This is a genomic window from Collinsella sp. HCP28S3_E9, from assembly GCF_052065455.1.
Classification (GTDB): Bacteria; Actinomycetota; Coriobacteriia; order Coriobacteriales; family Coriobacteriaceae; genus Collinsella.
Window position 1 is genome coordinate 62,665 of record NZ_JBQHTZ010000008.1, and the last position, 19,050, is coordinate 81,714.

Consider the following 19,050-nt stretch of genomic DNA (forward strand, 5'->3'; position numbering starts at 1 on the left):
TCACCTACACCGCAATGGGGATGTTCTTGACCTGCGGGCCGTGCTCATAGCCCTCAACGATCAGATCATCAGTCGTAAACGCGTAGAAATCATGCACATCGGGGTTGAGCGTTACCTTAGGAGCCGCAAACTGCGGACGCTCGATAAGCTCGCGGACGATATCGACATGACGGTCGTAAATATGGGCATCGGCGATCACATGCAGCAACTCGCCAGCGATCATATCGACCGACTGCGCGACCATCATCAGCAAAATGGCGTACTGGCACACATTCCAGTTGTTCGCGGCCAAAATGTCCTGGCTGCGCTGGTTGAGAATCATGTTGAGTGTGGGCTTGTCATCCTGCGGGCGCTGCGTGACGTTATAGGTCACGCTGTAGGCGCACGGATACAGGTGCATCTCGGACAGGTCGCTAAACACATACGTGTTGGTCATGATGCGGCGGCTGTACGGCGTGTGCTTAAGGTCGTACAGCACGCGGTCCATCTGGTCAAAGTCACCCTCGGCATAATGGCTCTTCTGCCCAATCTGGTACCCGTAGGCCTTGCCGATGGAGCCGGTCTCGTCGGCCCACTCATCCCAAATATGGCTGTTGAGGTCATGCACGTTATTGGACTTCTTTTGATAGATCCATAGAATCTCGTCCATGGCAGATTTGAGGGCCGTACGACGCAGGGTAAGCGCCGGAAACTCCTCACGCAGGTCGTAGCGTGCCGTGACACCAAAGTTTTTAATAGTATAGGCAGGGGTGCCGTCCTCCCACACCGGACGAACCTTTTGGCCCTCGGTAGTGGTGCCATGGTCCAGAATATCGCGGCACATGGCTACAAACTGTTGATCAGCTTTGCTCATTGACCCTCCTGTCAGTCGCCTATAAGCGATTTTTATTGTAGCCCAGGCGCGCAGCATCGAATTGCACACTTGGGGCGGCACACGCAATGCACGGCAGTACGGCACCGCATTCGCAAATGCTGCACCTTTAGCTTTTTTGACATATGCCAAAAATAGCTTGAGCGGTTTCGTATACGCGCTATCCTATTGTTGACATATGTCAGATTTGGAGAGTGTATGGCAGGAAGACGCGAAAAATTGCGCCGTGTTGGGATCATTCCCGAATATCGCGGCTTTACCCCTGACGGCCTTGCCAGCGGCGACGCCATCGACATGACGGTCGATGAGCTCGAAGTCCTACGGCTTTGCGACCTGGAAGGCCTCAATCAGGAGGCCGTCGCCCAGCAAATGGGCATCGCCCGTGCCACCGTGGCGGCCATCTGCAGCCGCGCGCATCGCAAGGTGGCAAACGCGCTGGTCAACGGGCGAGCACTTAGTATCGAGGGCGGCAATATCGCATACTCCCCCACACCTACGACGACGGCCATATGGCCAGCAAAGGAGGTCGGCACCATGAGGGTGGCAACGACGTACGACAACGGCAACATCTTTATGCACTTTGGCCGCAGCGAGCAGTTCAAAATCTATGACATCCAGGATGGCAAGGTACTCAACGAGCAGGTCGTAGGCACCGGCGGCACTGGTCACGGCGCCCTAGCGGGTCTGCTCGCCAACGGTGGCGTCGATGCGCTCATCTGCGGCGGTATCGGCGGCGGCGCCATCAACGCGCTCACCCAGGCAGGCATCACGGTCTATGCGGGCGCCCAGGGCAGCTGCGACGCCTGCGTCGAGGCCCTCATTGCCGGCACGCTCGCGCAGACCGGCGAGGCCACCTGCGACTGCCATGGGCACGAGCACGAGCACGCCCACGAGCATGGCGAGTCCTGCGGCTGCCACGGCCACCACGACCATGATGGGCACGAGGGCTGTGGCTGCCACTAGTGGCAAGCACCTCAACGCCAACACGCTTCCGCGCGTGAGAAAACCTGCGAACGAACGGCGAAGGCCGCCTGGAGTACCATCCAGGCGGCCTTCGCCATACTCGACTCAACCAGTCGTTACTTTTTATTACGCATCTGCGCTTCCATCTGGCGCAGCAGGTCCATATCGGACTTGGGACCACCTGTTCCCATGCCACCCAGGCCGCCCAGGCCGCCCATGCCGCCCAGGTCCATGGCATCCAGACCGGGAATATTGGGCATGCGCATCTTTTTGCCTTTTTTACCCTTCTTGCCCTTCTTGCCGCCGGCTTGCGCCTGGTTGGCCATCGAGCGCATGCGGCCCATCATCTTGTTCATCTCGCCCCACTGCTTCATAAGGCTATTGACCTCGGTGGGGGTCACGCCGGCACCCTTGGCGATGCGGGCGCGACGCTGGCCGTTGATGATGGAAGGACGCAGGCGCTCCTCCTTGGTCATCGACATGATGATGGCCTCGTTCTTGTCGAAGATGCCCTCATCCAGGTTGCCGCCCATCTGGTTGAGCGCGCGCTGGCCGCCGGGAAGCATGCCCAGAATGCCCTTCATACCGCCCATCTTCTTGACGGCCTTCATCTGGTCGAGCATGTCGTTCATGGTAAAGCCCTCGCGCAGCATGCGCTCGGCAGCCTCGAGCTGCTCGGCATCGGCTGCCTCCTGGGCTTTCTCGATAATGCCGACGACATCGCCCATGCCCAAGATGCGCTTGGCCATGCGGTCGGGATAGAACGGCTCCAGCGAATCGGGCTTCTCGCCCATGCTCACGAACTTGATGGGCTTGCCGGTCACCTGGCGCACCGAAAGCGCGCCGCCGCCACGGGCATCGCCGTCGAGCTTGGAGATGATCACGCCGTCAAAGTCGGTGCGCTCGGCGAAGGTCGAGACAACGTTGACGATATCCTGGCCGGTCATGGCATCGACGACCATCAGCACCTGATCGGGCTTGACGGCCTTCTTGATGTCCACGGCCTCCTGCATCATCTGCTCGTCGATCTGCAGACGACCGGCGGTATCGACGATGACCACATCGCGCAGGTGGTCGACGGCCTCCTGGATGGCGCCCTTGGCAATATCGACCGGGTGCTCGCCGTCACCGCGAAAGACCGGCACGCCGATCTCTCCACCAAGCGTGGCCAGCTGGTCGGCAGCGGCGGGACGGTAGACGTCGCACGCGGCGAGCAGCGGCGAGCGGCCCTGCTTCTTGAGCAGGTATGCCAGCTTTACAGCCGCCGTGGTCTTACCGGAGCCCTGCAGGCCCACGAGCATAATGACGTTGGGAATGCGGTTGCTAAAGACGAGCTTGCTCTCGGTGGAGCCGAGCATCTCGGTGAGCTCGTCGAGCACGATCTTGACGACGTTTTGCGCCGGCGTCAGCGATTCCATGACCTCGGCGGTCATGCAGCGCTCCTTGGTCTTGGCGACAAACTCCTTGACGACCTTAAAGTTGACGTCGGCCTCGAGCAGCGCCATGCGAATGTCGCGCATGGCCGAGGTGATATCGGCCTCGGTCAGCTTGCCCTTGCCGCGCAGGCGGTCAAATGTGTCGTTGAGGCGATCGCTCAGAGAATCAAACACTGGTCACTCCTTAGTTGGACTCGCCCACCAGGGCGCGGCAGAAATCTTTGGCATTAAACTCCTGCAGGTCATCGACCTGCTCGCCCACGCCCACGCGCAGAATCGGGAGCTTGAGCTTCTCGGCCACGGCCATGGCGATACCGCCCTTTGCCGTGCCGTCGAGCTTAGTCATGATAATACCGTCCAGACCCAGCGCCTCATTAAACTCGAGTGCCTGGTTCAGGCCGTTTTGGCCCGTCGCGGCATCGATCACGAGGACGACCGAGACGGGCATGGGGCCGGCAGCCATATTGGCGGCGCGCTTACGCGTCACGTTGACCACCTTGGCAAGCTCGCGCATGAGCTCGGGGCTCGTGTGCAGACGGCCGGCGGTGTCGATGAGCACCAGGTCGCTGCCGCGCTTATCGGCCTCGTCGAGCACGTCGTAGCAAACGCTTGCCGGGTCTGAGCCGCGGTCGCGCTTTATGACGGGGACGCCGGCGCGCTGGCCCCACACATCGAGCTGTTCGATGGCGGCAGCGCGGAAGGTATCGGCCGAGCCGATCACGACGTTCTTGCCACGGGCGGCCATGGCGCTCGCGATCTTGCCGACCGTAGTGGTCTTGCCGGCACCGTTGATGCCCACAAACAGCACGCAGCTCGGCGTGTCGGCGAACGGATCGCGCTCGACGGGTACAAAATGCTGCTCGAGCTGCTCGGCCAGGGCCCGACGTAGTTGCGGGGCGGTCTTGAGGTTCTTCTTGGCCGCGGCATCGCGCAGGTCGTCGGAGACCTGGATGGCGACCTCGGCACCCATGTCACCCATGACGAGGGTGTCCTCTAGGTCCTCCCAAAAATCCTCGTCGACCTCGCCGCCAAAGTAAAAGACCTCGTTGAGGGCCTCGCGGCTGCGCTCAAGTCCGCGCGAGAGAGCATCGAAGAATCCCATTATGCATTCACGACCTTTCCGGTTTCGCGATCGAGTTTTTGCGAGACGACGCGACTGACGCCGTCAGCTTGCATCGAGACGCCGTAGAGGACGTCAGCGTCCTCCATAGTACGGCGCTGATGCGAGATAACCAAGAGCTGCGTATCGGAACGCAGCACGTCAAGCGCGCCGATGAGCTTGGACAGGTTGGCGTCATCGAGCGCCGCCTCGACCTCGTCCAGCACATAGAACGGCACCGTACGCGTGCGATACACGGCAAAGAGCAGGGCGAGCGCCGTCAGGCTCTTCTCGCCGCCCGACATGAGCATCATCTTGGTGATGCGCTTGCCGCGCGGCTGCGCCACGACCTCGATGCCCGTCTCGGCCGGATGCTCGGGGTCGGTCATCTCCAGATGCGCCTGGCCACCCGGGAACAGCATGGCGAAGATCTCGCGGAAGTTCGCATCGACCTTCTCGAAGGTCACCAGGAAGGCTTTACGCATCTTGCGGTCGATGGCCACGGTAATCTTGGTGAGCGCCTTGCGCGCGCTCTCCAGATCGGCCAGCTGCTCCTCGATGTAATCGGCGCGGCGCTTGAGCTGCTCGTACTCCTCCATGGCAACCTGGTTCACAGGGCCCAGGTTGTTGATCTGGCGCACGAGCTGGTTGAGCTCGCGCTCGGCGGCGTCGCGGTCGGTGGGAGCAGGAAGCATGAGCGCTTCCTCAAGCACCGTGGTGCCATCGGCGGTAATGGCCTTGATGGCCGCCTCTACCTGCACCTCGAGCTTGCCGCGCGCGACCTTGAACTCGTTTTGTGTCGCCGTGGCGGCATCGACCCGCTCCTTGGCGCGGGAGACCTCGGCCTTGGCATCCTCGATGGTTTTCTTGAGCGAAGCCGAGTCTGCCTCCTCGAGTGAGGCCTGGTCACGCAGGCGCGCGGCCCAATCAGATGCACGCTCCAGCAGGGCCGAATAGCGCTCGTGCATGGGATCGACACGCAGGCGCAGCAGCTCGAGCGAGCGCGAAGCCTGACGTGTTCCGCGGATACGGCGGTCAATGCCCTCCAGGCGATGTTCCAGATCGGGCACGCGGCCCTTCAGAGAACGCAGGCGCTCGCTCGTCTGGGCCAGGCGCACCTTGGCATCGGCAAGCTTACCGGCTGCCTCGGAATCGTCACGGCGCACGCGATCGAGCTCGTCGTTGGCTTCGGCAATCTGGAGACCCAGGTCGCTTGCCTGCGCACGGGCCTCGTCGCGCGAACGGGTGAGCTCGTCAACGCGCGGGCGCGCGGCGCGAACGGCCTCGGCCGCCTGCTCGCGGCGCCTGGAGATGCGCGCACGCTCGACCTCGGCGTTGTTGGCGCTTTGCTCCAGGCGGCCAATCTCGGAGAGCAGCGAGCGGCGCTCGCCCTCAAGACGGGCGATCTCGCCGGCGGCATCACCCTCGGCGACACGCGCCTCCTCGACGGCCGCATTGGCCTCGATAACCTGGTTCGACACATGCTCAAAAACGGCAGCCAAATCGGGCTCCAGGCCTTCGAGCTCGCGAATGCGGCGCTTCCGCTCCAGGGCACCCGAGGCCTCGCCGGCATCGAGCCCCACGCGCACCAGGCCACCAAAGCTCACGCGAGCGCCATCGGGCGTCACATAAGTCACACCGTCAACGACTGGTGCCGCCAGCGCACAAGGCAAGTCATCGACCACGTAATAGCCGCCGAGCAGCGCCTCGACAATCGGGCCATAACCGGCACGCACGGACAGGCGATCAACCAGACGCGAACCGGCAGCACCCTCGGCAGCAGCAGAGCCGCTCACACCACGCGCCACCAGCAGTGCCTCGCCCGAGGCCTTCTTTTGGTCCAAAGCCGCACGACCGGCACGCTCAAGCGTGGCGGCGTCATCAAACAACAGGGCATCGATATCGCCGGCAAGCAGCTGCTCGACCAGGCCCTCAAGCTCACGCGGCGCCTCGAGCACGTCGCCCAGACGGCCCGTTACGTCATCGCCCAATGCCCCTACCAGACGGCTCACCAACGGCGAGCTATCGGCCATACGGGCATCGAGCTTCTTTTGGCTCGCAAGCTCAGAGCGCACCTCGGACAGCTTGTTGCGCGACTCGCTCTCACGGGCGCGCAAGTCCTTCAACGCCGCACGGGCGACCTCGGTGGCCTGGCGCGCATCGGCCTGGGCTTGGCGAGCCTGATCGAGCGCGCCGTCGAGCTCCTCGGCGCGGTCGCGACGGCTCTCGAGCGAGGCCGTGACCTCCTCGAGCTGCTCGTCAATCTGCTCCAGGCGCGAGGCATACATGTTGTCCTCGACCTCGGCATTGCTCAGCGAGTCTTTCACCTTGGCAAGCTCGAGCGCAGCCTTGTCGGCCACGCGCTGCACATCGCGTTGCTCGCGCGTAAGCTGCGAAATCTGATTGTCGAGCGCAACACGGCGCTCGTGGAGCTCGGCGGCGGCAGGGCCGGCGGCGTCAACGTCGTCCTGGGCCTGCATGTGCGCACCGGTCACTTCCTCAAGCTGGGCACGTGCATCCTCGAGCTCCTCGACCACGCGACGACGCTGATGCTCGGAGCTCGAAATCTGGCCGCGCATATCGGACAGGCGCGACACCATATTGTGGCCCTTTTCCTCGAGCAGGCGCATATCGGAGTTAATACGGCCGACCACATCTTGCATATGACGGCGCTGCTCACCCAAGTCGCCCACAAACAGGCCCTTTTCCTCGAGCATCACCTGGAGCTTCTCGAGCTCGCGCTCCTTTTCGCCCAAGCGGTACTGCGCAAGCTCCAGCTCGGCGGCACCCTCTTTGGAACGGCTCTCCAGATCGTTCCACTGCGACTGCAGCGAACGAAGCTCGTCAACGGCCAGCATCTGCGTAAGCTCGTTCGCGCGCGAGGACAGCTCTTTGTACTTGCGCGCGCGATCGACCTGACGCTCCAACGGTCGCAGCTGACGGGCGATCTCCTTATTGATGTCGCGGGCACGAGTAAGGTGCTCGTCCATCGACTTAATCTTTTTGAGCGCACGCTCCTTGCGGCGCTTGTGCTTGGAAATGCCGGCAGCCTCCTCGATAAGGGCGCGGCGCTCCTCGGGACGGCTCTGCAAAATGGCATCGAGCTTGCCCTGGCTGATAATGGAATGCGTATCCTTACCCAAGCCCGAATCGTGCAAAATGTCCTGGATATCCATCAGGCGGCACGGACTCGAATTGATGAGGTATTCGCTCTCGCCCGAACGATACATGCGGCGGGTGATGGCAACCTCATCAAAGTCGACAGGCAGCACATGGTCCGAGTTATCGAGCACCAGCGTGACCTCGGCGACGCCCACCGGCTTGCGCGCCGACGAGCCCGAAAAGATGACGTCCTCCATGGCCTGGCCGCGCAGCTGCTTGGCGCTCTGCTCACCCAGTACCCACAGAATCGAATCGGAGATATTCGATTTTCCCGAGCCGTTAGGACCGACGATGACGGTCAGGCCCGGCTCAAACGTCATATGGGCGCGGTCGGCAAACGACTTGAACCCTTTGAGCGTAAGGGACTTGAGATACACGGTTCCTCGCTTAAACGGGCTTCTTGTTGAGAATCACACCGTTGGTGGTGTAACCCATGCGGTCGAGCGCCTCGAGTGCAGCGGCTCCCTCGGCCTCTTTCTTAGAGGCGCCGGTGCCGCGGCCCTGACGGATACCGTCGACAAGCACCACGGCGGTAAAGGTGGGCGCATGTGCCGGGCCCTCGGAGCCTACCAGCTTGTATGCCGGGGGCTCGTGACCGTCTGCCTGCACGCACTCCTGCAAGAACGACTTGGGGTTCGCGGGGTGCTCGGCACGCTCGGAGGCCAAATGGGGCTTAAGCGTGCGGTGGATGAACTCCGCCGCCGCATCCCAGCCGGCATCGAGGTACAACGCACCCACGAGCGACTCATAGACGTTCTCGAGCGCCGAGTTAAGGCCACGCGCGCCGGTACCGGTCTCGGAGGCGCCAAAGATGATGATGTCGTCGATGCCCAGCTCGTGCGAAACCTCGGACAGCGTGGCACCCGAAACAAGCGATACCTTCAGACGCGTGAGCTTGCCTTCATCGAACTCGGGATAAGACTCAAAGAGCGAACGGGCAACCACGGCGCCCAGAATGGAGTCACCCAAAAACTCAAGCCGCTCATAGCTGGCAGAGACCGGCTGCCCCTCTACTGCCGAGGGGTGGGTGAGCGCCGCGCGTAGCAGCACCTTGTTATTAAACTCATGGCCCAGGATTTCCTGAGCGCGCGTGAGTCGTTGAGATAAAGCCAAGACCTAGGCCTCCCTGGCGTTTTCGATAGCGTCGACGGCGTCGGCAACGGAGGTGAGCGACAACAGGGTCTCGTCATCGATCTCGAGGTCAAACTCGTCCTCGATGGCCGTCACCAGCTGCAGGCGCTCGAGCGAATTGGCATCGAGGTCGTCAAAAGTTGTCTCATCACTGATCTCGGCAACGTCAACGCCCAGCACGTCGGCAGCGACCTCGGCGATCTTGTCAAAGATTTCGGAGCGATCCATAGCGCATCCTCTCATAAGTCGTGGAATACAATGTGTCGCGCGGGCGGAAGCCGCATTGCAGCACGGCTCCGATTCTACCCCACGATGCATAGCTTGAGCCACGTAACGGAGCTCTTGCTAAACGATACCTTCCATGGAATTGGCAATGCTTTCGATAAGCCCGGCTCGAACGGCCTGAGCCGCGGCGAGTGTACCGTTCTTAACGGCTTCGGCCGACGTGGCGCCATGGCCAATCAAAACGACGCCGCGAAGGCCCAGCAGGATCGCGCCGCCCTTGGCATCGCCCGAGAGCTTGGCTTTCATCTGGCGCATCTGCTTTTTGATGAGCAGCGCGGCGATCTTGGTACCGAGCGAAGACATAAAGGCGCCCTTGAGCTCTTGCAGCAAAAACTTGGCAGCGCCCTCGGTTGCCTTGAGCGCAATATTGCCCGACATGCCGTCGGCGACCACAACGTCAAAATTGCCCGACGTAAGATCGGTGCCCTCGCAGTTGCCCACAAAACCGGGGACCGCGGCTTTCATAGCCGGGAAGCACGCCTTGGTAAAGTTAGAACCCTTCTCGTCCTCGGTGCCGTTGCCAAGCAGGCCCACACGCGGATGTTCGATGCCCAGGACCACGCGGGCATAGGCTGCACCCATCTGGGCAAAGCGGACCATGTCGTCGACCTCGACATCGGGGTTGGCCCCCATGTCACACAGTACCGTAAGGCCACCGGCGCGGTTGGGCAGCGCATTGGTGAGGCATGGACGCACCGGCTGCTTCTTACCCTCTACCAAATATCTAAACGGCGTCACGTAGGCGGTGGCGGCAGCCGTCATGGCGCCGGTCGACCCCGCGGAGAAAAACGCGTCCGCGTTACCCTTCTTAATAGCACGGCAGGCAAGCACGATCGAAGACTTACGCTTGGTCATCACGGCGCGGATGGGATCGTCGTCCATGGCGATGACATCGGGGGCCTCCAGAGCCTCCACGCGCGCGTGCGCCGCGGCAAAGGGGTTGACGATATCGGCGGGGCCAACAGCAATGACCTCGATATCGGGATCGGCGGCAAGTGCAGCCTCAATACCGTCGAGGACAACTTGGGGCTTCTCGTCTCCGCCCACAACGTCTACACAAACGCGAACGTTACTCATTTCAAGTGCTCCTTATACAAAAATGGCCGACTCATTGAGCCGGCCATTGTGGTTCCAGTTGGAACGGCATCGTATCCAGAGTATACCGTTACTCGGTAACGATAACCTCGCGGTCCTTGTAGAAACCGCAGCTGGGGCACACGTGGTGCGGGAGCTTGACAGCGCCGCAACGGGGGCACGTGGACTGAGCCGCAGCCGAGATCTTCATGTTGGCGGAACGACGGGTATGGGTGCGGATACGACCCTGCTTTTGTTTAGGTACGGGCATAGTGACCTTCCTTATGAACTATCCAGTGTGGCGATTACGCGCAAGTAGCGATACTACCACATTTTTACTCATCAAGATTGAGATTCTTCAATGCTGCAAATGGATTTTCCGTGGCAGCGGCCCATTCGGCCTCGGCCTGGGCAGCGCAATCGCATTGCTCGACGTTGAGATTGATGCCGCAGGTGGGGCACAGGCCGCGGCAATCGGGCTTGCAGAGCACCACAAACGGCGTGTCCATGACAACGGCGTCGTTAATGGGCTCCCCCAGATCGACAATGCGGTCCTCGCCCAAAAGCTCGTAACCGTCCTCGTAGGCCTCGGGATCCTCGGGCTCCTCAAAGAGGTAGAACTCCTCGATCTCGCCGGCGATATCAAACGAGGCGAGCTCAAGGCAGCGGTCGCATTCGCCGGTGGCGTGCGCTCGAACCATGCCGGAGAGCAGAACACCGGTGCCCGCATTGGTAAAAACCACGTCGTAAGCAATGCCGTCCTGCAGCTGGTACTCCTTCTCGCCCACCGTGTAGGTGGCGACATCGACCTTGCCGGTCAGCGGATACGAGTCTCCGGGAAACTCGAGCTGCTCGGAAAGATCGACGGTAACGCTCGGGAACTCAGCCATTACCACTGACCGTTCTGCTGGGCGGCACCCTCGTTGAGCTGCTGACGGCAACGGGTAACGGTGCCGGTCAGGCTCTTGAGGTTCTCCTCGAGGTGCGTAAAGACCTGCTCGGCATAATCCTCGGCCGCATAGCGCGTCTCGCGCTCGTACTGCTGGGCACGATCACGGATATCGTCGGCCTGCTGCTGCGCCAAGCGGACGATCTCCTGCTCACCGGCAATGGTGAGTGCCTGCTGCTGAGCATCGGCAATGATGGAATCGGCCTGAGCGGCGGCGGAAGCCATAAGCTCGTCGCGCTCCTTGAGGATGCGACGGGACTTCTGCCACTCCTCGGGATAGCTCATACGGATCTCGTCAAGGATGTTAAAGAAGACGTCGGCATCGATAACCTTCATCTGGGCATTCTTGCCGAACGGCGTCTTAGCCTCTTCGATGAGCCCCTCGAGCTCCTCGACAAGGCTCACGATCCTGTCGCCAGGAAAATTCTCGCCCGGCATCCGGTCTCCTTTCATAGGTAACATGTCATCGTGTTAGTTTACCACATGCCATCAGGCAATATGAAACGTCACGAAAAGCGATGTTTAAGCGCTTCGACCACATTGGGCGGCACAAACGTCGACACATCGCTTCCGAGCGATGCGATCTGACGAACCACCGAGCTCGAGATATAGCCGTACTGCGGCGCACTCATGACAAAAATGGACTCAAGCTCGTTGTCCAGGCGATAGTTGAGGTCCGCCTGCTGCAGCTCGTACTCAAAGTCGGTCATGGCGCGCAGGCCCTTGACCACAGCACCCGCACCCTGCTCACGGGCAAAATCGACCAACAGGCCGGTAAAGGGCAGTACCTCGACACCGTCAATATCGCCCAGGGCCTCGCGGGCCAACGCCACGCGCTCATCGAGCATAAAGGTGGTGCCCACGCCGTTTTTGCCCTGCGACTCCGCCACGGCGACAATCACGCTGGGAAAAATGCGGCGGGCGCGGCGGATTACATCGATGTGACCAAACGTGATGGGGTCAAACGTACCCGGAACGATCACGCGGTTGATAGTGTCATTCATGGGTATCCTCCAAAGGCACGTCCTCGTCAATATCGCTGTCATTAGCATGGTCGCACTCGTCCGCGGCCACCCAGCGCAGCAAGTCAACCGAGGTAATGCCGTAGCGTTTCTCTCGCACGGTCTCAAAACCAGCCGGATGAGCGCCCGCGTCGCTTGCGGCATGCTCAAACAGGGCAAAGGCCCCTGGTGCCAGCAAGCCCTGCTGGGCAAGATTGCGCAGCAGCTCCTCGACCGGCTCGGCACCAAAGGCATAGGGTGGATCGAGCAGGACCAGATCAAAGGGGCCGCCCGGAACACGGCCGCGCGAGGTGCTCGCCAACACATCGCCGGTAACGACGCGCCAACGCGAGCGGTCGCGACACAGCGACTCGATATTCTTAGTGATCAGTCGGGCGGCATTGCGATCGATCTCGAACGTGATGAGCGAGCGAGCGCCGCGCGAGAGCATCTCGATTCCCAGGGCACCGGAGCCGCCAAAGGCATCCAGCACGCGGACCTCGTCCAGATCGAAATCGAATGCCGACATGACCATGGACGCACATGCCTCGCGCACGCGGTCGGTCGTGGGACGGGTGACATCGCGCCCACGCGGCTCTTCGATCTTGCGGCCGCGCCATTCACCGCCGATGATTCTCATCCTCCGCTGACCTCCTTGAAGATATGTCGATAACGCGTGGCGACCGCATCGCGCAAGGGACGCGTCGCCACGGAGTCAAGGTTGCAAGCATACCGCAAGAGCTCGACCGCGTCCAAATGGGCCCATTCGATAAGATCCTCGTCGGCGTCCAGGTCCACAAAACGCAGGGTCACACCGCCATGTTGGCGATAACCCAAGATTTCGCCCTCGTGGCGCAAACGCAGGTCCATCTGCGCAAGTGCAAAACCGTCAGAGGTCTTTTCGAGCGCCCGCAGGCGGTCTTGCGCAGCAGACACACCGCCATTGCCCTTGGAATGCGTCATGACCAGGCACGTGCCCGACACGCTGCCGCGGCCCACGCGGCCTCTAAGCTGATGTAGGGCCGCCAAGCCAAAGCGCTCGCCGTTCTCGATAACCATGACGGTGGCGTTGGGAACGTCGACGCCCACCTCGACCACCGTAGTCGAGACGAGCACGTCGATCTCGCCGCGCTTAAAGGCGTCGATCACGCGGTCCTTCTCCCCCGCCGGCATGCGGCCGTGAAGACGCTCGACGGAAAGCCCCGGCAATGCCAGACGCAGGCGGTCGAGCTCGGTCGCGGTGTCGTGTAACGGCACGGGCACCGTCACGCGACCTTCATCGTCGCGAGCAATGCCGGGGACGTCTTCCAAATCGTCCGCGGAGTCACTCGGCTCCACAAGCGGGCAGATAACGTAAGCCTGCTGTCCTTGGGCATGCGCCTCGCGAATGGCACCGTAGGCCAGGTCGCGGCTCGACTCGGTGAGCACGCGCGTCGAGACGCCGGCCCCGGGAACGGGGCGATGACGAATGATGGACGTGTCCAGGTCGCCATAGACCGAAAGCGCCAGTGTGCGCGGAATAGGCGTGGCCGTCATAACGAGCAAGTCCGCACCTGGGCCTTTGGCACGCAGGGCATTGCGCTGCCCCACGCCAAACCGATGCTGCTCGTCGATAACGACGAGTGAAAGATGTTTAAACGTTACGTTATCCGAAAGGACCGCATGGGTACCAAAGAGCACATCGAGCTCACCAGACTGCAGCTGTGCATGGATGCGCTCGCGCTCGGCGGCCGGGGTAGCACCCGTCAGGAGCGCCCAGGACATACCGGCCTGCGAGAGCAAAGGGCCGGTCTTATCGGCATATTGACGCGCCAGCACGCCCGTGGGTGCCATGACGCAGGACTGGGTACCCGAATCGGCCGCGACTGCCAGCGCGCAGGCGGCGACGGCGGTCTTGCCGGTACCGACATCGCCCAGCAGCAAGCGGTTCATCACGTGGTCGCCATCGCACATGTCATGCAGGATGTCTTGGAACGCGGCCTCCTGCTCGTCGCTCAGCGAAAACGGCAGGGCCCGCCTAAGCGCCGTCAAATGATCACCCGCGGTATGGGTGTAGGGAACCACCTCGACCATACCGCCGTCGTTGCGCAGACGAAGCGCCAGCTGAAGATAGAGGCATTCCTCATAGGCAAGCCGTGCGCGCGCGATATCGCGCTCGGCCATACTCGAGGGAAAGTGAATCGAACGCAGCGCACGGGCGCTGCTCATAAGGCGGCGCTTGGCGCGCAAGGGCGCGGGAATCGGGTCGAAGGGATTGCCGACAATCTCGAGCGCGCCGCTCACGATACGGCGCATCCAAGCCTGGCTCACACCGTCGCTCACATAGTGAACCGGCAGGATGGTGCCCGCGGCACGCCCGTCCTCGAGCTTTTCGAAATGCGGCGAGGCCATCTGCTTAAAGCCGTAGGCAAATTCGACCTTACCCATCACGGCCAGGCGGTCGCCCTGCTTGAGCTGCTGGGCAATCCAGGGCTGGCGGAAAAAAGCGACTTGCAGCACGCCCGTCTCGTCCACAAGCGAGACCTCGGTAACCTGCATACGCGGGCGGGGCTGCTTTTGAACGATACGATCGACCGTGGCGACGATCGTGCACACCGTACCGATAGGCGCCATCTCGATGGACCAGGAGCGTGTAAAGTCCAGATATCGATGAGGGATATGGAGAAGGAGGTCCCCCACCGTCCTAATTCCCAGACGGCGAAGGGCCTCCTCACGTTTACCCGAAACATATTTGAGTCGCGCGATATCCTCGTCGAGCGCATTGCTCTGGGCAAAGCGCTCCGAGACGCGCGGCACGGAGCACAGCTCGGACATGGGCAGATGCCTACTCGATCGAAAAGATCACGGGATAGAGCGGCTGCTCGCCACGATGGGCGTCAATCTCCAGGTCGGGCTGAGCCTCCTCGATGGCGTCGACGATCTCCTGGAAGGCCTCATCGGACAGCTCCTCGCCGGCCAGAATCGTCAGCGCGTCGCCCTCCTCTTCCTCCTGCATGCGGTTGATGCATTCGAGCGTGACCTGCTTCACATCGGAGCCGACCACGTCGATGGAGCCGGCAATGATACCCATGACGTCACCGGAGTGAATCGGCGAACCGTCAGAGGCGCTGGAATCGCGCACGGCACGGGTGACCTCGCCATCGCGAACCTCGCTGATGGCATCGACCATGGCGGCGACGGCGTCCTCGAGCTCGGAATCGGGCAGCACCGCGAACAGAGCGGAGAACGCCTGCGGAACGGTCTTGGTGGGAACCACGGCGACCTTTTTGTCGGTGCAGGCAGAAGCGGCAGCCTCGGCAGCCATACGGATATTGCCGTTATTGGGCAGGATGATGACCGAAGTCGCGTTGACCTGGTCCACCGCGCCCAGCAGGTCGGCGGTGGAGGGGTTCATGGTCTGGCCACCCGAAACGACCACGTCGACGCCGAGGGACTTGAGGATGTCGGCCTCACCGGAACCGGCGGCAACGGCGACAAAACCCAGGGCCTTGGCGGGCTCGGCGGCCTTTTGCTGGTCCTCGTGGATCTTAGCGGTACGGTCGTGGGCCTCCATCTCCATGTTGTGGATAAAGACCTCGTAGATCTGGCCAAGCTGCAGCATGTGCTCGAGCACCAGGTTGGGGGTGTTGGAGTGCACGTGGATCTTGTAGTCGGGGTAGGCGCCCACGAGCAGCTCGCAGTCGCCCATGGAACCCAGGAACTTAAGGCACTCGTCCTCGTCAAACGGGGCGTCGGCCTTAAAGAGGAACTCGTTGCAGTAGCGGAACTCCGAGCCCTCCCAGTCGTCGTTGGCCTCGATCTCGACGCGACCGAGGGCCGCATCGCGGGCAGAGCCAGCGGAATCAAACGTGGTGGAGAAATCCTCGACAACGGTGCTGCGGCCCAGAGCAGCGGCAACGAAGTTTTCCAGGAAGATGGCAAAGCCAAAGGCGCCGGAGTCGACCACGCCGTTCTCCTTCAGAACGGGCAGCAGGTCGGGCGTGCGAGCCACAGACTGGTAGGCCTCGACGACGATGGCGTCGAGCGCGTCCTCGGCCGAGAGCTTCTTCTTCTCGCACTCGTCGGCCTTGGTCGAGACGTCGCGCAGGACCGTAAGAATCGTGCCCTCGATGGGCTTGCGGACGGCCTGGAAGGCGACCTTGACGGCGCGACGGAAAGCATGCGCGATGTCGGCAGACGTGATGGGCTCATCGACAGAGACGAGCCCCTCGGCCACGCCGCGCAGGATCTGCGAGGTGATAACGCCGGAGTTGCCGCGGGCGCCCATGAGGGAGCCGTGGGTGATGGCGCCGGCGATGGCCTCCATATCGGCATCGGCGGGAAGGGCGGAAAGCTCCTTGGTCACCGAGGCGAGCGTGAGCGACATGTTGGTGCCGGTGTCGCCGTCGGGCACGGGAAAGACGTTGAGTTTATTGATCTCCTCGGCCTTGTCGGAAACGGCAGCCGCAGCGATCGGAAAACAGGTGCGAATGGTCTTTACAATCATGAGTATTTGAATCTCCGTTTTCGGATGCTAGTTCAGACGGCTCTTGAGCGCGTCGATGTGAATGCCGATCTTAAGGCTGGCGGGATCGATCTGGGCGATCTCCTGCAGGGTGAAAGCAACGGAGCTCGAAAGATTGTGGCAGACGGACTTCATGTTGACGCCGTTCTCGAGCACGACGTGAAGGTCGACCGTAAGGCCGTTCTCGTCGGCGGAGACAAGCACGCCCTTGCGGAGGCGCTGACCGGCAAGCAGGCGCACGCTCTCGGCGCCTTGGAGCTGCTCGGCCATACCGACGACGCCATAGCACGTCATCGCGGCATAACCGGCAATATCGGCAATAACGTCGTTCGAGACGCTCAGGCTGCCGTTAATGGTCTCAGACACAAGAATCTCCTTATCTGGTGCTCGCGGCACCATGTCGTGGGAGCAATCATTGCAATATTCTACAACGACCGCGCCATGTTGAGGTGGTGGGTCGCGGGATTACATCCTCGACACGAAATGTTGATATGGCAACGTTTGCGTTAAGCAATCGCGGCATGAAAAAACCCGCCGCAAAAGCGACGGGTTTTACAATCTGGCTCCCCGGGTAGGACTCGAACCTACAACAGCGCGGTTAACAGCCGCGTGCTCTACCATTGAGCTACCGAGGAATTTAAAGCCCAGCAGATTGGGCTGAGAAATTCTGGCTCCCCGGGTAGGACTCGAACCTACAACAGCGCGGTTAACAGCCGCGTGCTCTACCATTGAGCTACCGAGGAATAGGTGCATGCTCTCAAGCAACGAAGTTTATTATACGGACGAATCAGCTCAGGGCAAGAACTTTTTTAAGAAATTTTCCGACCCAGTCATTGGGGACGTTCTTAAACGACTAGTCATTCAAGAACGTCCCCAACGACTAATCAACCAGACGCCCAGGGTAGTCTTTTTGGGACGGGGCTTTTTTAGCTACCCAATCTGGGGCCTTTTTAGTCTTTTTGGGACGGGGCTTTTTTAGCTACCCAATCTGGGGCCTTTAAAGCTTGAGCCGCGCATTGAGATAGGGCAGCTAAAAAAGCCCCGTCCCAAAAAGACTACCCGTGCCCCAACTGCCGGCCCTTGTTACATGAAAGCGCCCTCAAGCGGATGTGCTTGAGGGCGCTTCTTGCATGACTAGCTTTCGATGTAGTCTTTGAGCTTGCTGGAGCGGCTGGGGTGGCGGAGCTTGGCCAGGGTCTTGGACTCGATCTGGCGGATGCGCTCGCGCGTGACACCAAACTCGCGGCCGACTTCCTCGAGCGTGCGGGGATGTCCGTCGACAAGTCCAAAGCGCAGCTCAATAACCTTGCGCTCACGATCGGCAAGCGAGTCGAGCACCTGGGTGAGCTGCTCCTGCAGCATGGAGAAGCTGGCGGCATCGGGCGGAACGATGGCCTGGGAGTCCTCGATAAAGTCGCCCAGCTGGGAATCCTCTTCCTCGCCGATAGGAGTCTCGAGCGACACGGGCTCCTGCGAGATCTTCTGAATCTCGCGGACGCGGTCGGCACTCATGTCCATCTCGGCACCGATCTCCTCGGGGGTCGGGTCGCGACCCAAATCCTGGAGGAGCTGGCGCTGCACGCGGACAAGCTTGTTGATGGTCTCGACCATGTGCACGGGAATACGGATGGTACGGGCCTGGTCGGCGATAGCGCGCGTGATGGCCTGACGGATCCACCACGTGGCGTACGTGGAGAACTTGAAGCCCTTCTGGTAGTCGAACTTCTCGACGGCGCGGATCAGACCGAGGTTGCCCTCCTGGATCAGATCCAGGAACAGCATGCCGCGACCGACGTAGCGCTTGGCGATGGAGACGACCAGACGGAGGTTGGCGCTGATGAGCGCCTGCTTGGCCTCGAGGCCCACGTTCTCGATACGAGTCAGACGACGCATCTCGGCGCGAGTGAGCTCGATCTCGCCCGCCTCGGCGGCCTCGAGCTTCTCGGTGGCCTCGAGACCGGCCTCGATCTTCATGGCCAGATCGACCTCTTCGGAGGCGGTCAGCAGGTCGACTTTGCCGATCTCCTTAAGGTACATACGAACCGGGTCACCGGTCAGCATCACCGTGGAGGCATCGATGCCACGCACGCGAGAACGCGAACGGGACGTACGGACGGTGCGCTTCTTTTTGCTCTTGCAAGAACCCATCTCGGCATCGGCCTGACGGGCCATCTTAAGCTCATGATCGTCGAGCGAGCCGGAATCGTGCTCCTCGTCGTCATCGAAATCGTCGGTATCGTTATCGTCATCGTCGACGTCCATGGGGGCGTCGTCGTTTCCGCTCGCGGAGATAATCTGGATGCCGCTGTTGCGCAGCGCGGAATAGACCGCGTTGAGCTGCTCGTCAGAAACATCGATATCCTTCAGGACGACCTGGATCTCGTCCTCGGTTACCGAAGTCCTGTTTGAGCCGTTGCCCATGAGCTTAGCAACGTAGGATTCCAGCCCAGTACCCGTGCTCTCAGTCTTATTTGGCACAGATTCTCCCTTCGTAGTCCACAGGACACATTACTTTAGCACACACTTACACGTCTATACCCAAAATTCAGACTGGATATAGCAGATAACATGCCGA

The 19,050-nt window shown here is 61.2% G+C and carries 17 protein-coding genes and 2 tRNA genes; 1 reads left to right on the forward strand and 18 read right to left on the reverse strand.

From position 1 onward, the window contains the following. Positions 1-4: 4 nt before the first annotated feature. Complete coding sequence (gene thyA / locus ACTNA2_RS05365; protein ID WP_154515464.1) at positions 5-853, reverse strand: thymidylate synthase; 849 nt, start codon at positions 851-853, stop codon at positions 5-7. A 216-nt stretch (positions 854-1,069) separates the two neighbouring features. Between thyA and ACTNA2_RS05370 the strand changes: the two genes are divergently transcribed. Further along, positions 1,070-1,834, forward strand: coding sequence for a NifB/NifX family molybdenum-iron cluster-binding protein (locus ACTNA2_RS05370; RefSeq protein WP_441048812.1), 765 nt, complete (start codon positions 1,070-1,072; stop codon positions 1,832-1,834). A 116-nt stretch (positions 1,835-1,950) separates the two neighbouring features. Here the strand turns inward: ACTNA2_RS05370 and ffh are convergent, their stop codons facing one another. The 17 genes from ffh to rpoD all read right to left on the reverse strand — a co-directional run bounded on the left by ffh (position 1,951) and on the right by rpoD (position 18,953). Continuing rightward, positions 1,951-3,444: a signal recognition particle protein gene (gene ffh, locus ACTNA2_RS05375; protein WP_441048813.1), complete on the reverse strand. Its 1,494-nt coding sequence runs from the start codon at positions 3,442-3,444 to the stop codon at positions 1,951-1,953. Between the two features lie 10 nt (positions 3,445-3,454). After that, positions 3,455-4,372 carry a signal recognition particle-docking protein FtsY gene (ftsY, locus tag ACTNA2_RS05380; RefSeq protein ID WP_271807278.1) on the reverse strand — a complete coding sequence of 306 codons (918 nt, stop codon included), beginning with the start codon at positions 4,370-4,372 and terminating at the stop codon, positions 3,455-3,457. After that, entirely contained in the window at positions 4,372-7,908 is a 3,537-nt protein-coding gene (smc, locus tag ACTNA2_RS05385; RefSeq protein WP_441048814.1) for a chromosome segregation protein SMC, read from the reverse strand. The genes ftsY and smc overlap by 1 nt, the downstream gene beginning before the upstream one ends. Before the next feature lie 10 nt (positions 7,909-7,918). Beyond that, a complete protein-coding gene (gene rnc, locus ACTNA2_RS05390; RefSeq protein WP_154515455.1) occupies positions 7,919-8,644 on the reverse strand; it encodes a ribonuclease III in 726 nt (241 codons plus the stop codon). Between the two features lie 3 nt (positions 8,645-8,647). Then, positions 8,648-8,890, reverse strand: a complete 243-nt coding sequence (locus ACTNA2_RS05395) for an acyl carrier protein (RefSeq protein WP_154515452.1) — start codon at positions 8,888-8,890, stop codon at positions 8,648-8,650. Between the two features lie 117 nt (positions 8,891-9,007). Then, complete coding sequence (gene plsX / locus ACTNA2_RS05400; protein WP_154515449.1) at positions 9,008-10,024, reverse strand: phosphate acyltransferase PlsX; 1,017 nt, start codon at positions 10,022-10,024, stop codon at positions 9,008-9,010. Between the two features lie 88 nt (positions 10,025-10,112). Beyond that, entirely contained in the window at positions 10,113-10,292 is a 180-nt protein-coding gene (rpmF, locus tag ACTNA2_RS05405) for a 50S ribosomal protein L32 (protein ID WP_022094017.1), read from the reverse strand. A gap of 64 nt (positions 10,293-10,356) precedes the next feature. Next, positions 10,357-10,911 (reverse strand): YceD family protein, encoded by a 555-nt coding sequence (locus tag ACTNA2_RS05410; protein WP_154515446.1) that lies wholly within the window; start codon positions 10,909-10,911, stop codon positions 10,357-10,359. Then, on the reverse strand, positions 10,911-11,408 hold the full coding sequence (locus ACTNA2_RS05415; RefSeq protein WP_154515443.1) for an ATPase: 498 nt from the start codon (positions 11,406-11,408) through the stop codon (positions 10,911-10,913). The genes ACTNA2_RS05410 and ACTNA2_RS05415 overlap by 1 nt, the downstream gene beginning before the upstream one ends. 68 nt (positions 11,409-11,476) lie before the next feature. Then, complete coding sequence (coaD, locus tag ACTNA2_RS05420) at positions 11,477-11,974, reverse strand: pantetheine-phosphate adenylyltransferase (protein WP_154515440.1); 498 nt, start codon at positions 11,972-11,974, stop codon at positions 11,477-11,479. Continuing rightward, a complete protein-coding gene (gene rsmD, locus ACTNA2_RS05425; RefSeq protein ID WP_441048815.1) occupies positions 11,967-12,611 on the reverse strand; it encodes a 16S rRNA (guanine(966)-N(2))-methyltransferase RsmD in 645 nt (214 codons plus the stop codon). Before rsmD ends, coaD begins: the two co-directional genes overlap by 8 nt. After that, positions 12,608-14,785, reverse strand: coding sequence for an ATP-dependent DNA helicase RecG (gene recG / locus ACTNA2_RS05430; protein WP_441033363.1), 2,178 nt, complete (start codon positions 14,783-14,785; stop codon positions 12,608-12,610). The genes rsmD and recG overlap by 4 nt, the downstream gene beginning before the upstream one ends. A gap of 10 nt (positions 14,786-14,795) precedes the next feature. Beyond that, a complete protein-coding gene (locus ACTNA2_RS05435) occupies positions 14,796-16,457 on the reverse strand; it encodes a DAK2 domain-containing protein (protein WP_441048816.1) in 1,662 nt (553 codons plus the stop codon). 27 nt (positions 16,458-16,484) lie between these two features. Next, positions 16,485-16,874 (reverse strand): Asp23/Gls24 family envelope stress response protein, encoded by a 390-nt coding sequence (locus ACTNA2_RS05440; RefSeq protein WP_187361832.1) that lies wholly within the window; start codon positions 16,872-16,874, stop codon positions 16,485-16,487. Between the two features lie 161 nt (positions 16,875-17,035). Continuing rightward, positions 17,036-17,110: transfer RNA gene (locus tag ACTNA2_RS05445), tRNA-Asn, on the reverse strand. A 33-nt stretch (positions 17,111-17,143) separates the two neighbouring features. Next, a tRNA-Asn gene (locus ACTNA2_RS05450) sits at positions 17,144-17,218 on the reverse strand. A 391-nt stretch (positions 17,219-17,609) separates the two neighbouring features. Then, complete coding sequence (gene rpoD, locus ACTNA2_RS05455; RefSeq protein WP_370450567.1) at positions 17,610-18,953, reverse strand: RNA polymerase sigma factor RpoD; 1,344 nt, start codon at positions 18,951-18,953, stop codon at positions 17,610-17,612. Positions 18,954-19,050 lie beyond the last annotated feature (97 nt).

Excerpts from the sequence above, each read along its gene's own strand:
- thyA (WP_154515464.1), bottom strand. The coding sequence starts at position 853 with ATGAGCAAAGCTGATCAACAGTTTGTAGCCATGTGCCGCGATATTCTG.
- recG (WP_441033363.1), bottom strand. The coding sequence starts at position 14,785 with ATGTCCGAGCTGTGCTCCGTGCCGCGCGTCTCGGAGCGCTTTGCCCAG.
- rpmF (WP_022094017.1), bottom strand. The coding sequence starts at position 10,292 with ATGCCCGTACCTAAACAAAAGCAGGGTCGTATCCGCACCCATACCCGT.
- ACTNA2_RS05415 (WP_154515443.1), bottom strand. The coding sequence starts at position 11,408 with ATGCCGGGCGAGAATTTTCCTGGCGACAGGATCGTGAGCCTTGTCGAG.
- ACTNA2_RS05440 (WP_187361832.1), bottom strand. The coding sequence starts at position 16,874 with ATGGTGCCGCGAGCACCAGATAAGGAGATTCTTGTGTCTGAGACCATT.
- plsX (WP_154515449.1), bottom strand. The coding sequence starts at position 10,024 with ATGAGTAACGTTCGCGTTTGTGTAGACGTTGTGGGCGGAGACGAGAAG.
- ACTNA2_RS05370 (WP_441048812.1), top strand. The coding sequence starts at position 1,070 with ATGGCAGGAAGACGCGAAAAATTGCGCCGTGTTGGGATCATTCCCGAA.
- rsmD (WP_441048815.1), bottom strand. The coding sequence starts at position 12,611 with ATGAGAATCATCGGCGGTGAATGGCGCGGCCGCAAGATCGAAGAGCCG.
- ACTNA2_RS05410 (WP_154515446.1), bottom strand. The coding sequence starts at position 10,911 with ATGGCTGAGTTCCCGAGCGTTACCGTCGATCTTTCCGAGCAGCTCGAG.
- ACTNA2_RS05435 (WP_441048816.1), bottom strand. The coding sequence starts at position 16,457 with ATGATTGTAAAGACCATTCGCACCTGTTTTCCGATCGCTGCGGCTGCC.
- ftsY (WP_271807278.1), bottom strand. The coding sequence starts at position 4,372 with ATGGGATTCTTCGATGCTCTCTCGCGCGGACTTGAGCGCAGCCGCGAG.
- coaD (WP_154515440.1), bottom strand. The coding sequence starts at position 11,974 with ATGAATGACACTATCAACCGCGTGATCGTTCCGGGTACGTTTGACCCC.
- ACTNA2_RS05395 (WP_154515452.1), bottom strand. The coding sequence starts at position 8,890 with ATGGATCGCTCCGAAATCTTTGACAAGATCGCCGAGGTCGCTGCCGAC.